At 72.1% G+C, this 13,527-nt stretch carries 13 protein-coding genes and 1 pseudogene; 7 read left to right on the top strand and 7 right to left on the bottom strand.

Annotation, left to right across the window (positions count from 1 at the left end; translation table 11 throughout):
• Both SACSA_RS20840 and SACSA_RS0100510 read left to right on the top strand, forming a co-directional pair.
• Positions 1-459 (top strand): annotated as a pseudogene (locus SACSA_RS20840) (MerR family transcriptional regulator); the annotation flags it as partial.
• A gap of 236 nt (positions 460-695) precedes the next feature.
• Positions 696-1,169 carry a bifunctional nuclease family protein gene (locus SACSA_RS0100510; RefSeq protein ID WP_019812626.1) on the top strand — a complete coding sequence of 158 codons (474 nt, stop codon included), beginning with the start codon at positions 696-698 and terminating at the stop codon, positions 1,167-1,169.
• 13 nt (positions 1,170-1,182) lie between these two features.
• Here the strand turns inward: SACSA_RS0100510 and SACSA_RS0100505 are convergent, their stop codons facing one another.
• Positions 1,183-1,815: a TetR/AcrR family transcriptional regulator gene (locus tag SACSA_RS0100505; RefSeq protein ID WP_019812624.1), complete on the bottom strand. Its 633-nt coding sequence runs from the start codon at positions 1,813-1,815 to the stop codon at positions 1,183-1,185.
• 238 nt (positions 1,816-2,053) lie between these two features.
• Here SACSA_RS0100505 and SACSA_RS0100500 point away from each other — a divergent pair, with 238 nt between their 5' ends.
• The gene (locus SACSA_RS0100500; protein ID WP_019812622.1) at positions 2,054-2,620 is read left to right on the top strand and encodes a MerR family transcriptional regulator; all 567 of its coding nucleotides are present in this window, start codon (positions 2,054-2,056) and stop codon (positions 2,618-2,620) included.
• Positions 2,621-2,692: 72 nt separating this feature from the next.
• On the opposite strand, the gene SACSA_RS0100495 is transcribed toward SACSA_RS0100500, so the two are convergent.
• The 6 genes from SACSA_RS0100495 to SACSA_RS0100470 form a co-directional block, all read right to left on the bottom strand.
• On the bottom strand, positions 2,693-3,382 hold the full coding sequence (locus SACSA_RS0100495; protein WP_019812620.1) for a substrate-binding domain-containing protein: 690 nt from the start codon (positions 3,380-3,382) through the stop codon (positions 2,693-2,695).
• A gap of 113 nt (positions 3,383-3,495) precedes the next feature.
• Positions 3,496-4,431 (bottom strand): hypothetical protein, encoded by a 936-nt coding sequence (locus tag SACSA_RS0100490; RefSeq protein ID WP_019812618.1) that lies wholly within the window; start codon positions 4,429-4,431, stop codon positions 3,496-3,498.
• A complete protein-coding gene (locus tag SACSA_RS0100485; RefSeq protein WP_019812616.1) occupies positions 4,428-5,483 on the bottom strand; it encodes a hemolysin family protein in 1,056 nt (351 codons plus the stop codon). The genes SACSA_RS0100490 and SACSA_RS0100485 overlap by 4 nt, the downstream gene beginning before the upstream one ends.
• Complete coding sequence (locus SACSA_RS0100480; protein ID WP_019812615.1) at positions 5,480-6,796, bottom strand: hemolysin family protein; 1,317 nt, start codon at positions 6,794-6,796, stop codon at positions 5,480-5,482. The genes SACSA_RS0100485 and SACSA_RS0100480 overlap by 4 nt, the downstream gene beginning before the upstream one ends.
• 212 nt (positions 6,797-7,008) lie before the next feature.
• Positions 7,009-7,596, bottom strand: a complete 588-nt coding sequence (locus SACSA_RS0100475) for a TetR/AcrR family transcriptional regulator (protein ID WP_019812614.1) — start codon at positions 7,594-7,596, stop codon at positions 7,009-7,011.
• 124 nt (positions 7,597-7,720) lie between these two features.
• On the bottom strand, positions 7,721-8,905 hold the full coding sequence (locus SACSA_RS0100470) for a Glu/Leu/Phe/Val family dehydrogenase (RefSeq protein ID WP_019812613.1): 1,185 nt from the start codon (positions 8,903-8,905) through the stop codon (positions 7,721-7,723).
• A 180-nt stretch (positions 8,906-9,085) separates the two neighbouring features.
• Here SACSA_RS0100470 and SACSA_RS0100465 point away from each other — a divergent pair, with 180 nt between their 5' ends.
• The 4 genes from SACSA_RS0100465 to egtC form a co-directional block, all read left to right on the top strand.
• A complete protein-coding gene (locus tag SACSA_RS0100465) occupies positions 9,086-10,012 on the top strand; it encodes a LysR family transcriptional regulator (RefSeq protein WP_019812612.1) in 927 nt (308 codons plus the stop codon).
• 146 nt (positions 10,013-10,158) lie between these two features.
• Positions 10,159-11,460, top strand: a complete 1,302-nt coding sequence (locus SACSA_RS0100460; protein WP_019812610.1) for a glutamate-cysteine ligase family protein — start codon at positions 10,159-10,161, stop codon at positions 11,458-11,460.
• Between the two features lie 2 nt (positions 11,461-11,462).
• Positions 11,463-12,827, top strand: a complete 1,365-nt coding sequence (egtB, locus tag SACSA_RS0100455; RefSeq protein ID WP_019812608.1) for an ergothioneine biosynthesis protein EgtB — start codon at positions 11,463-11,465, stop codon at positions 12,825-12,827.
• Positions 12,820-13,527 (top strand): ergothioneine biosynthesis protein EgtC (gene egtC / locus SACSA_RS0100450; protein WP_019812606.1); only part of this gene is annotated, 708 nt, incomplete at its 3' end. The genes egtB and egtC, both read left to right, overlap by 8 nt.

The following is a 13,527-nucleotide window of genomic DNA, read 5'->3' as shown; positions in this document are numbered from 1 at the left end:
GTCGCCGTCGCGGGGCCCGACGGGGAGTCCGCCACGGCGCCCCGGCCGGTGGTCTCGGCCGACGACTTCGCCGCCGACGCGCACACCGGCGAGCGCCTGAGTGAGCAGGAGCTGCTCGCCCGGGCGGGCATCGACGCGGTGATGCTCGACGAACTCCGGCAGTACGGCCTGCTCGGACCGGACTCGGCCGGATACTACGACGCCGACGCGGTACGGATCGCCCGCACGGTGCGGGCGATGACCGATCACGGGATCGAGCCGAGGCATCTGCGTGCGTTCCGGGCCTCGGCCGATCGGGAGGTGGGCCTGCTCGAACAGATCGTCACCCCGGTCTACCGGCAGCGCGACGCCGACGCCCGGGCGCGGGGCGACCAGCTCGTCGCCGAACTCGCCGCACTCTCGGTCACGCTGCACACGCTGCTCGTCAAAAGTGGTATTCGCGGGGTGACCGGCGGGTAGACTCGGGTGGGTGACGGTTGCCGTCGGTGTGTCGTGTCTGTGCCGCCACAGGTCGGCGGGCACTCCGGCCCGCACGAAGCCGTACCGTGGACCGGCGGTTCAGTGACGAGCCGCGTACCGAACAGACGTTTCGCAGCGAGCACAGCGCCCAGATGACGGGTAGCGTCGAGTAGAGTCGATGCGAGATCCTCGTGACAGCGCTGCAGCCCGCGCGCAGGAGAGGGAGGCGAAGCCCGATGAGCGAGATGCGCGTCGTCGGCGTTCGGGTCGAGTTGCCCGCGAATCAGCCGATCTTGCTGCTGCGGGAAACCGACGGTGAGCGATACCTGCCCATCTGGATCGGCTCCGTCGAGGCGACGGCCATCGCGTTGGAGCAACAGGGAGTGCGCCCCGCGCGGCCGTTGACCCACGACCTGCTCAAGGACATTATCGGCGCGTTGGACCGGGAACTTCAGCAGGTCATCATCACTGATCTGAGTGAAGGGACGTTCTTCGCCGAGCTGGTCTTCGACGGCGACGTGCGCGTCTCCGCCCGCCCGAGTGACTCTGTCGCGCTGGCGTTGCGGATCGGGGTGCCCATCCACGCCGAGGACACGGTGCTCGAGGAGGCCGGGCTGGTCATCCCGGACGAGCAGGAGGACGAGGTGGAGAAGTTCCGCGAGTTCCTCGACTCGGTCTCGCCCGAGGATTTCCGGGGCGCCGACACCTGAGCACGCGCGCCGTTCACGGCGCGCTCGTGGCACGGGCGAACAGCCTGGTCAGTTCGGCCGCGTAGGTCCTCGGGTCGAGGCCGGGCTCGTCGGCGAGGCGGTCGCAGACACCGTCGATCGCCTGGCGGATCGCCAGGGCCATCACCTTCACGTCGAACGTGCCGAAGACGCCCTCCTGTCTGCCCTGGTGCAGTTGCCGTTCGAGCCGGCCGACGCGGAGGTCGTGGAGCAGGGCGCCGCCGAGGCGCGCGCCGTCGCCGTCCCGGGCGTGCCGCGCGATCTCGGTCAGCGCGCGGGACTGGCGGAAACGCTCGGCGAGGAAGGCGATCTCCGCCTCGATCGACCAGCGCAGCGATTCGGCACGGTCGCCGGTGGAGGGGACGCGTTCGGCGACGAACCGGTCGTGCTCGTCGGCGAGCGCGGTCAGTGTGGCCGTCATCAGCTCGGCCTTGCCCGCGAAGTGGTACGAGATCATGCGGGTGCTGCTCAGTCCCGCCCTGGCGACGATGCGCGCGAAGGAGGCCCGGTCGTAGCCCTCGTCGGCCACGACCTCGGTCGTCGCGTCGATGATCTGGGTCCGGCGGGCGGCCTCGGTGGGGGTGAGCCCGAGGCCGGCCGCGAACTCGTCGGGCGTGTTTACCGGCATGAGTAAATAGTAATACGGCTGAGTAAATCGCCGGGGGAAACCCGGCGGTGGGGTGGTCCGCGCGTCGCGTTGACCCCTTCGCCGGGCGGGCCTACCGTCGGGGGAGATGAATCGCGTCGGTGTGATTGCGCTGGTGAGGCGCTCGCGGGCTGGCGCGACGGCGAGAACGGCCGGTTCCGGGAACGGGGTCGGCGGTCTTGTTTCGCAGCCGGCGCGAGCCGGGCGAGAGGAGGCACGGGTGGTCGAGGACAGTGCGGTCGGTGACGCCGGAGGCGAGCAGGGAGAGCTGTTCCCCGACTCGTCGGTGCCGGACGAGCTGGTGGGCTACCGCGGGCCCGCGGCTTGCCAGATCGCCGGGATCACCTACCGTCAGCTCGACTACTGGGCGCGGACCAAGCTCGTGCTGCCGAGTATCCGCACGGCGCACGGCTCGGGCTCGCAGCGGTTGTACTCGTTCAAGGACCTGCTTGTCCTCAAGATCGTCAAGCGGCTGCTGGACACCGGGGTGTCGTTGCAGAACATCCGGGGCGCGGTCGATCACCTGCGCGCGCGCGGTGTGCGGGACCTGGCGCGGGTGACCTTGTTCTCCGACGGCACGACCGTGTACGAGTGCACCTCGCCGGAGGAGATCGTGGATCTGCTCCAGGGCGGGCAGGGAGTGTTCGGAATCGCGGTCAGCGGTGCCATGCAGGAGATCAGCGGGACGCTGCGCGAGTTCCCGGCGGAACGGGCCGACGGGGCAGAGATCGACCCCGCGGTGCCGGATGAGCTGTCCGAACGGCGCAACGCCCGTCGCACGGGCTGAGACGCGCGCTCGGTCGCGTGTGTGGTGTTTCGCACCGCTAGCCGTATAACGACCTATACGGCCGGGCTTGGTTCACCGGTCCGGACGCTGCGCCGCCGGTGCGAATCCCGCCGCCACGAACGTGTCCTGCTGTGCGGGCCGGAGCAGAAACGCGCGGAAGGACTGGGCGGCGTGCTGGTGGACCGCCTCCACGGTCTCGCCCGCGAGGCCAACGTACGGGTGAGCGCCGCCGTCGCCGGAGGCGACGGGGACCGGGGAGGACCCGAGGCGGTCGGGCCTGCGCTCGGCGAGCCGGTCGGCCCAGTCCTCGGAGGCGGGGAGCCAGGCCGAGGGTGCGCCACCGAGGCCGGCGGCGTCGGCGGTGCCGGTGAGCACGGCGAAGACATCGGCGTCGTCGGCGGTGTGCACGTGGATGCGCACGCAGTGGTCACGGACGACGGTGCGGTGCCGGTTCCACCGCGAGGCGGCCGTGGTCGTCGGTTCGGCCAGGGCGGGCGCGGCCGCGACGCGCACCACCGCGTCACCCTCGGGGCAGTCGGTGGCCTGCGCCGCCGCGCGACTCTCCATGACGCCGTCGGCCCAGTTCCAGCCGAACCACCCCGCGACGAGGAGCCCGATCAGCACCACGCACGCCACGGGCCACGCCGCGACCCGGCGCCGGGCGGCCCTGCCGACGGCACGGTGTGATCCCGTCGTGGTCGTGCTGGTGCCCGCGGTCCGTCTGCCGGCGCGATGGTTGCCTCCGCTGCGGTGGCCGCCCATACGTCGCCTCCTCCCTGGGGTCAGGCTGGTCACACAGAGTGAGTGATATCGAAACGTTACCACTCTACCAGCGGAGTGCGGCGACGATGTGAGGGTGTTCCCGCGACAGTGCGTTATGAATCGGTGTTCGTTTTGTGCGCGTGCCGCCTGAGCAGTGTGCGGCACAGGTCGCTCAGACGGGCCCGCAACGGCTCCGCCCTGCGGGTGAACGACGCCTGCGCCCGCGCGTACTCGCTCCTGCCTTCGGCCGTCTCGATCGGCACGGGAGCGTAGCCGTAGCCGCTGAGGTCGTAGGGGCTGGCCCGCATGTCGAGGGTGCGAATGTCGGCGGCGAGTTCGAAGCAGTCGGCCACGAGCTCGGCGGGCACGAAGGGGCCGAGCTTGTAGGCCCATTTGTAGAGGTCCATGCCCACGTGCAGGCACCCGGGCTGGTCGAGTTCGGCCTGGGTGGCACGGGTGGGAGCGAACCGGTTCAGCGGGCGTGCCTGGTCGGTGAAGAAGCGGAACGCGTCGAAATGTCCGCAGCGCAGGTCGAGCGTGTTCACGACCTCGTCGGTGCCCGCCGCCCCGAGGCGCAGCGGCACCTGCGCGTGACGCAGCTCGCCGGGGTCGGCCCGGTAAACCATGGCCCACTCGTGGAGTCCGAAGCAGTCGAACCGGGGACGGCGGCGCGCGACGGACTCCAGCATCGTCAGGGAGTGCCGCGTGGTGCGGGCGCGACGGTCGGTGAACGCGGCGTCGTCGACGCGGACACCCCCGTCGTCGGCGCGGTAGCCGGAACGTTCGAGGAACCGTCGTGCTCCGGGCCCGGTGAGCACGACGTCAGGCCCCGGCTGCCATCGGGCCAGGTGCGACGGCGGGTGCGAGTAGTAGGTGAACAGGAAGTCCAGGACCGGGTGCTTCTCGCCCCGCGAGCGGCGCCGCTGGTGCGGCACCGTCCACGCGCTCATCCGCTCGGTGTGCGCGGCCGCACGGGCCTGCCATTCGTCCTCGGACAGATGCCGTGGCGCGGCCTCCGGTGGGTCGCCCTCGGCGCGGGGCGTGGTCATGACTCTCCCGTGACGTGCGTGCCGTCCCGGACGGTGCCGACATACTCTTCGAGCAGGTCTTCGAGCGCGACGATACCGACGTCGCTGCCCTCGGCGTTCACCGCCGTCGCCAGGTGGCTGCCCTCCCTGCGCATCGCCGAGAGCGCCTCGTCCAGCCTCGCGCGCAACGGAAGGTGGGTCAGCCTGCGGGTCAGGCGGGCGGGGACGCCCGCAGCGGGATCACCGCCGAACTGGTCGAGGACGTCCTTGACGTGCACGTACCCGGCGAGCCGTCCGCCATCGGCGCGCACAGGGAAGCGGGAGAACCCGGTCCCGGACACGGCCTGTTCCACATCGCCCATGGTGGGATTCGCCGGCAACGTCGTCAGCTCGTCCAGCGGCACGAGCACGTCCGAGACCGTCTTGCCCGCCGACGACAGTGTCTGGGACAGGCGGCGGTGCTCGGACTGTTCGAGCAAGCCCTCGCGGCGCGACTCCCGCAGCAGCGCGGCCAGCTCGTCGGAGGTGTAGCCGGTGTCGACCTCGTCCTTGGGCTGTACGGCCGCCAGCCTGAGTACCCCGTTCGCCATCCCGTTGAGCAGGCGAATGAACGGTCTGGTCACGCGCACCCACGCCACGTGCGGCGGCACCAGCCACAGGGCCAGCCGCTCCGGCTCGGCGATCGCCAGGTTCTTCGGCACCATCTCGCCGACGAGGACGTGCAGCACGGTCAGCGCCACCAGCGTCACGGCGAACGCCACCACGTGCACGACGTAGCTCGGCAACGGGATACCGAGCGCGGTGACCGCGATCTCCAGCTGGTGCGCCACCGCGGGCTCGCCGAACTGGAGCAGCAGTAGCGAGCAGATGGTGATGCCGAGCTGGGCGCCGGCGAGCATCAGGGAGACGTTGCGCGTGGCGTTGATGACGATCCGGGCCCGGGACACGCCCTGGTCGAGCAGGGCCTCGAGCCGGTCGCGCCGGGAGGAGATGAGGGCGAACTCGGCGCCCACGAAGAACGCGTTGGCCAGCAGCAGCACGCCGATCAGGGAGATGGACAGCCAGTCGTTCACGGCGTCACCTCCCGGCGCTGCACGGTGACTTCCGAGATCCGGTGCCGGTCCATGCCGGTCACTTCGAGCCGCCACTCGTCGATGTCGAGCGCGGCGCCGACCTCGGGGATCTCACCGAGGCGTTCCAGCAACAGCCCGGCGATGGTCTCGTAGTCGCCGTCGGGCATCCGGAAACCGGTGGCGTCGTGCACCTCGTCGCCGCGTAGTTGGCCGGAGACCACCCACCGGTCCGCCGACACCTGCTGTGAGGCCGGTTCCTCGCGCAGGTCGTGCTCGTCGCGCACGTCGCCGACGATCTCCTCGACGACGTCCTCGAGCGTGACCAGGCCCGCGGTGCCGCCGTACTCGTCAACCACCAGCGCCACCTGGAAACGCGAGTCGCGCAGCCGGTCGAGCACCGCGTCACCGGGCAGTGACTCGGGCACGGTCGGCATCGGCCGCATGAGCGCGGCCACCGGGGTGCTGTCCCGCTGGTCGGGGGACACGGTGAACGCCTGCTTGACGTGCACGGTGCCCTGCACGTCGTCGAGGTCCTCGCGGTAGACGGGAAAGCGGGAGAATCCGGTGCGGCGGGTCAGGGCCACCATGTCCGGGAGCGTGTCGTCCACGTGGAGCGCCTCGAGGCGCACGCGGGGTGTCATCAGCTCGCCCGCGGTCCGGCCGCCGAAGCGCAGCGAGCGGTCCAGCAGTTCGGCCGTCGAGACGTCGATCGTGCCGGTCTCGGCACTCGAGCGCACGATCGAGCCGAGCTCCTGGGGCGAGCGGGCCGACCGCAGTTCCTCCTGCGGTTCGACTCCGAGCTTGCGGACCACCCAGTTCGCGCTGTTGTTCATCAGGTTGATCAGCCAGCGGAACAGCGCGGAGAACCGGGAGTGATACCCGGAGACCGCCCGCGCGGTGGGCAGGGGCCGGGCCACGGCCAGGTTCTTGGGCACCATCTCGCCGATGACCATCGACAGGGTCGTGGCCAGCAGCAGTGACACGACCAGCGAGGTGCCCGCCGCGGCCGTGTCCGACAGGCCCAGCGCGGTCAGGGCGGGCCGTACGAACCGGCCGAGCAGCGGCTCGGCCACGTAGCCGGTGACCAGCGTGGTCAGGGTGATGGCGACCTGGGCGCCGGAGAGCTGGAACGACAGCGTCCGGTGGGCCCTGAGCACGGCCTGGGATCGCCGGTCGCCGACGTTGCGGACGTTGGCCTCGACCGTGCTGCGCTCCAGCGTGGTGAGCGAGAACTCGGCGGCGACGGCCATGCCGGTCCCCACGGTCAACAGAATGACGAAGAACACACCGGCGACGGTGAGCAGAATGTCCATCAGCGGGCACCGCCGACGGATCGGACGATCACGACGGGCAAGCCGGGTTCATCACCCGGCTCGGTACTGTCTCCGGGTGACGGCGCGTCGCGCACGGGAAGTGTCACTCCTCCTCGGACAAGAGCGTGTGAAGTGGCGCTATCTTAACCATGCCGAACGCGCACCGTGCCGGTCGTGTTCCCGGGGCACCGTCGGGGTCGCCGGGCATTCGCCTACGTCGCCGCGAGGCCACGGTGCCTGCGCACGCTCTCCTCCACCACGTCGAGCACGGGTTCGAGGTCGTCGCCGGGCAGGCCCATCGCCAGGTGCGAGACCAGACCCTCCAGCACCAGCTCCAGGTACGCGGTCAGCACGTCGACGCCGACGTCGTCGCGGAGATTGCCCGCCTCACGTTGCCACGCCAGCCGCTTGCGCGTCGCGGTGGTGAGCTGCTGGGAACGCTCGGCCCAGCGCGCGCGGAAGTCGTGGTCGGTCCGCAGCCTGCGGGAGACCTCGAGGCGCGTGCCGAGCCAGTCGGCGGGGTGGGCGGCGGTGCCTGCGAGCAGGTCGCGCATGACCTGCACCAGCCCCTGCTCGGCCACGACGTCGGCCATGCGCGCGGCGTCGTCCTCGGCCAGCGCGAGAAACAGCGACTCCTTGTCGCGGAAGTGGTGGAAGATGGCGCCCCGGGACAGGCCGGTGGCTTCCTCCAGCCTGCGGACCGTGGCACCCTCGTATCCGTAGCGGGTGAAGCACACACGGGCGCCGTCGAGAATCTGGCGGCGGCGCGCCTCGAGATGATCCTGGCTGACCCGTGGCATCCCACGATCTTGACACCCCGGCCGCCCTGCCGCAATCCGTACGTACGTACTGCGAGCGCCGAGTGGCGCACGACCACCCCCGATCGGTGGCCGTGCGCTTCGGCGGTCGGTCGGGAAACGCCCGTCAGGGGATGGTCAGCGCCGACTCCGCCGGGGCCGCGGCGACCTCGCGGGCGGTCACGAACTCCCACGCGGTCTGCCGGGGCGGTACCCGGTCGGTGTTCCACGCGCCGAGCAGCAGTGCCACCTTCGACTGCATCTCGCCGCGCAGCTTGAGGAACGAGTCGGTGGGTTCGGCGCCGACCTGCCCCAACAGCAGCCACCAGGCCCACGCCGCCGCGCCCGCGTTGGCGACGAAGTCCGGGATGACCGGGACGCCGCGGGCGGCCAGCATGGCCTCCGCCTCCGGCGTGGTGGCCGCGTTGGCCGCCTCGATGACCACCTCGGCACGCACGTCGTAGCTGTTGTCCGGCGTGAGCGCGTAGGAGATGGCCGCGGGCACCAGGATGGTGGCCTCGGTGCCCACGACGGCCTGCCGGGGCAGGCGCTGGACGTGGTCGGGCACCGCGGAGCGGTCGATCTCACCGTAGGCGTCGCGAGCCTGGAGCAGCGTCGGGATGTCGAGTCCGGCCGGGTCGTACAGCGTGCCCGCCGCGTCGGCCACCGCCACGACCCGCATGCCCGCCTCGTGCAGGTACCAGGCGGCTCCGCCGCCCATCGTGCCGATGCCCTGCACGGCGACGGTGGTCTCCTCGATCGCGCGGTTCCAGGCGGCCGTGACCCCCAGGCATGCCTGTGCCACGCCGTAACCGCCGATCACGTCCCCGAGCAGCAGGCCGCCGGGCACGGGGGCATTGAGCCCGGCCTGGACGCGGCGCAGCGTGCGCGCCGGATCGGCCGAGCGCCGGATGGCCGCGTGGTAGGACTGCTCCAGCCCCAGCTCGGCGAAGACCTCGTCGATGATGTGCTGCGGCACGCCGAGGTCCTCGGCGGTCACCCAGTGCGCGTCGAGCCACGGGCGCATGGCCTCGCAGAAGCGCCGGAGCACCTCGGTAGCCCTCGGGTCCTTCGGGTCGAAATCGATGCCACCCTTGGCGCCGCCGACCGGGAGATCGAACGTGGCGGTCTTGGCCGCCATCCCCCGGGCGAGGTCCTCCACCTCGGACATCGTGCAGCCCGCACGCATCCGCGTCCCGCCGGTCGCCAGTCCGGACACGAGGCTGTGCACCACGAGGTAGCCGTGGGCACCGGTCACCCGGTCGGTCCACGTCAGTCGCAGCAGCGGTTCGTCGGCGTGCTGAATAGCCACTCGGCCCCTCCCTGTGTCGCTAAGGCGTGTATGCCGTCCTGTGGTTCCCGCTGCGGCGTGCCGCCGTGTTGTGGTTCCCGTCGTGCGACGCCCGTGACGCGTGCGGTAGTGCCAGATTGCTGGTGAGAGGCCGTGTGCGTCCAGTTAAGGATCATGCACGTTTCCGTTTATGGTTGATGCATGGATCTGTCGGTGCATCGCCTGCGGATGCTCCGGGAGCTGCACCGCCGTGGCACGATCACGGCGGCGGCGGCCACGTTGCACTACACCGCCTCGGCCGTGTCCCAGCAACTCGCGCAGCTCGAACGGGACGTGGGCGCGAAGTTGTTCGAACGGCTCGGCAGGCGGGTCCAGCTCACCGAGCTCGGCATGCTGCTCACCGAGCACGCGGAGCAGATCCTCGACGCCGTCGAACGGGCGACCCTGGCGTTGGAGGAAGCCCAGGAGACCACGTCGGTGCGCCTGACCGCGGGCGTGTGGGCCTCGGTGGCCTCGGGCCTGCTGCCGACCGCGCTCACCGCGCTGGCCACCGAGCACCCCGGCATCGAGGTGCGCACCCGGGAGCTGGCGCCGGAGGAGACCGCCGACGCGGTGCGGGACGGCTCGCTCGACTTCTCGTTCGTCATCGACTACACCGACGCGCCCACGCCGTGGGACAACGGTCTCGAGCGCGCGGCGGTGGCGGTGGAGCGGCTCTACGCCGCCGTGCCCGCCGCGACGGCGCCCTCGGGGACGGTGTCCCTGCTCGACCTGGCCGACCAGCGGTGGATCCTGGCGAGCCCGCGCAGCCATTTCGGCAGGGCGGTGCGGGTGGCCTGCCAGCGCTTCGGGTTCGAGCCGACGATCACCCACGAGGTCGAGGAGCAGGCCACGGCGATGGCGATGGTGGCGGCGGGACTGGGTATCACGCTCGTCTCCGATCTCGGCCTCACCCTGCGTCCGCCCGGGGTGGACATCGTCACCCTGGCCACGCCGGTGCTGCGCACCGTGTCCGTGGCCTACCGGCGCACCGCCCTGCGCAGGCCCGCGTTGCAGCTCGTCATCCACGCGGTGCGGGCGGCGGCGGCCGAGCTGGGACTGGGCGCGTCGGAGACCGTGCCGGGCTGAGCCACCCGTCGGCGACCCATCGGCCACCCGTCGGCCACCCCGCCCGGGGCGGCCGGTCGCGTGTTTCGGCGCCTCGAAAGTGTCGTACCCCCCGTGTAGCGTCCGGACCAGGGAGGCGGCGACGCCGAGCGTGGGAGGTTGTGTCCATGGCCGCGATTCGCGATCCGGGTGCGGCACCGTGTGGAGCGGTACCCGCGCACAGGCCGGGCCCCGGCGGCACCACGGTCACCCCGGAGGAGGTCGCGGCCACGGTGCTCGCCGACCGCGCCGAGGGCGAGGCCTACGTCGCCTCGGTGTGTTTCAAGCACGGCCCTCCGAGCCTGCTCGGAGTCGAGATCGAGCACCTCGTGCATGACGCCACCGATCCCCGCGCCCCGCTCACCGCCGACCACCTCGCCGGCGCACTCGGCCCGCATACCCCGCACACGCTCCACCCCGACAGCCCCGCTCTGCCGCTGCCCGGCGGTTCCACGCTGAGCCTCGAACCCGGCGGGCAGGTCGAAATCTCCACGCCGCCGCGCACCGGTCTGCGGCAGCTCGCCACCGTCGCCGAACGGGACCTCGCCTACGTCACCGATCTCCTCGCCGCGCACGGGCTGCGGCTCGGCGCGGCGGCCATCGACCCGTTCCGCCTCCCCGCGCGGCTACTGACGACCGAGCGGTACGCGGCGATGGAGCGGCGGTTCGCGCCGCTCGGACCGGGCGGGCTCACGATGATGTGCAGCACGGCTGCGCTCCAGGTGTGCGTGGACGTGGGCGAACGCGGCGAGGCCGCCGCTCGCTGGGCCGCGGTGCACGCGGTGGGGCCCGCGCTGCTGGCGCTGTTCGCGAACTCACGGGTACACGCGGGTGCCGACACGGGACTGGCTTCGGCACGCTGGCGGTCGGTGATGGACACCGAGAACGCCCGCACCTACGCGGCCGGACCGGATACCGACCCGGCGGCGGCCTGGGCACGGCGGGTCATGGACACCCCGCTGATGGTCCTGCCCCGCGCGGCGGGCCCGTGGGACGCCCCGGACGGACTCACCTTCGCGGACTGGGTCGAGGGCCGTGGCGCGGCCCGCGCGCTGCCCCCGCCCACCACGGCCGACCTGGACTACCACCTGAGCACGCTGTTCACCCCGGTGCGCCCGCACGGCTACCTGGAGATCCGCTACCTCGACGCGCAACCGACGGGACGCTGGCTGCATCCCGCCGCACTGCTCGTCGCATTGCTGGACCGGCCGGCCACGGTGGACAGACTCCTCGACATCTGTGAGCCGGTGGCCACGCGCTGGGCCGACGCCGCGCGGCACGGACTGTCCGATCCGGACATCGCGGCCGTGGCCCGGCGCGTGGTCGACCTCGGCTGCGCGGAACTGGCCACCACGGATCTGCCTGCCGAGACGATCGCCGACATCGCGCACGCCGCGCAACGCCGGGTGCGCGAGTGCAGGAAGGAGTGACCATGGAACGGCTCGCCACGGAGGCGCCCGGCCCGCCCGCCGCGCTGACCGGTGAGCGGCTGCGGTCGCACACCGCGGACGTACTGGCCCGCGCCCGCGCGCGCAGCGCCGCGCTCACCGACGCCGTCGACGACGACGATCTCGTCCGGCAGCACTCGAAGCTGATGTCGCCGCTGGTGTGGGACCTCGCGCACATCGGCAGCCAGGAGGAGATCTGGCTGGTCCGCGACGTCGGCGGCCGGGAGCCGGTGCGCCCGGACATCGACGATCTCTACGACGCGTTCCAGCACCCCCGGGCACGGCGGCCGGAGCTGCCCCTGCTGGGTCCCGCCGAGGCACGGTCCTACGTGGGCGAGGTCCGGAGCAAGGCACTCGACGTGCTCGAGCGCGCGCCGCTGGAGGGCCGGGCGCTCACGCGGGCGGCGTTCGCCTTCGGCATGATCGCCCAGCACGAACAGCAGCACGACGAGACGATGCTGGCCACGCACCAGCTCCGGCGCGGCGAACCCGTGTTGCGCGCGCCCGCGCCCCCGCCGCGCCGAGCGACAGCGTGGCCCGGCGAGGTCGTCGTGCCGGGCGGCCCGTTCCTCATGGGCACGTCGATGGAGCCGTGGGCGCTGGACAACGAACGCCCGGCCCACGAGGTCGACGTCGCGCCGTTCGCGATCGACACCACACCGGTGACCAACGCGCGCTTCGCCGAGTTCGTCGACGCGGGCGGCTACCGGGACCCGCGCTGGTGGAGCGCCGAGGGCTGGCGCTACCGCGCGGAGCACGAGATCACCGCGCCGCGGTTCTGGCGCCGCGAGGGCGGGACGTGGTGGCGCCGCCGGTTCGGAGTGGACGAACCGGTGCCCGCCGACGAGCCGGTGATGCACGTGTCGTACCACGAGGCCGCAGCCTTCGCCGCCTGGGCGGGCCGGCGTCTGCCCACCGAGGCCGAGTGGGAGAAGGCAGCCCGCTTCGATCCCCGCACCGGGCGTTCGCTGCGCTTCCCGTGGGGCGACGACGAGCCGGCCGAGCGGCACGCGAACCTCGGTCAGCGGCACCTGCGCCCGGCGCCGGTGGGTGCCTACCCGGACGGTGCCTCGCCCTGTGGCGCGCAGCAGATGATCGGGGACGTGTGGGAGTGGACGGCGAGCGACTTCCGGGCCTACCCGGGCTTCGTCGCCTTTCCCTACCGGGAGTATTCCGAGGTGTTCTTCGGGTCCGACCACAAGGTGCTGCGCGGCGGGTCGTTCGGCACCGACGCCGTCGCCGTCCGCGGCACGTTCCGCAACTGGGACTTCCCGATCCGCAGGCAGATCTTCGCCGGGTTCCGGTGCGCGCGCGACCTACGGCCGGACGAGGCAGGCGCGGGTGTGTAGACATCTGGGTTACCTCGGTGCGCCGGTCTCGCCCGCCGGCCCGCTGGTGACGGCCCCGCACTCGCTGCGGGCGCAGGCGCACGCGCCGCGGGACATGCGCGGGGGCGGCACGGTCAACGCCGACGGCTTCGGGCTCGGCTGGTTCGCCGACGACGGGTACCCGGTGCGCTACCGGCGTCCCGCTCCGTTGTGGACCGACGAGTCGCTGCCCCGGCTGGCCGAGACCGTTCGCGCGGGCGGCTTCGTCGCCGCCGTGCGGTCCGGGACGCCGGGGATGCCGGTGACCGAGTCCGCGTGTGCGCCGTTCGCCGACGACGACTGGTTGTTCAGCCACAACGGTGTCGTGCGCGGCTGGCCGGAGTCGGTGGCCGGGCTGGCGGCGACGCTGCCCGTAGCCGATCTGCTGGGGCTTGCCGCGCCGACGGACTCGGCGCTGGTGTGGGCGCTGTTGCGGCGGCGGTTGCGGGGCGGTGCCGACCCGGCCGAGGCGGTGGCCGAGGTGACCGGTGAGATCGCCCGGGCGGCACCGGGCTCCCGGTTGAACCTGCTACTGGTGGGGCGCGAGGTGCTCGTGGCCACGGCCTGGACGCACGCGCTGTCGCTGCTGTCCACCGCGGGCGGAGTGTTCGTCGCCTCGGAGCCGTGGGACGACGATCCGGGATGGCGGTCGGTGGCCGACGGCGATCTCGTCGTGGCCCGG

The sequence above is a fragment of the Saccharomonospora saliphila YIM 90502 genome, from assembly GCF_000383795.1.
In the GTDB taxonomy this organism is placed as follows: Bacteria; Actinomycetota; Actinomycetes; order Mycobacteriales; family Pseudonocardiaceae; genus Saccharomonospora; species Saccharomonospora saliphila.
Note: the sequence above shows the minus strand (reverse complement) of the source record. Positions and strands in the feature narration are given on the sequence as shown.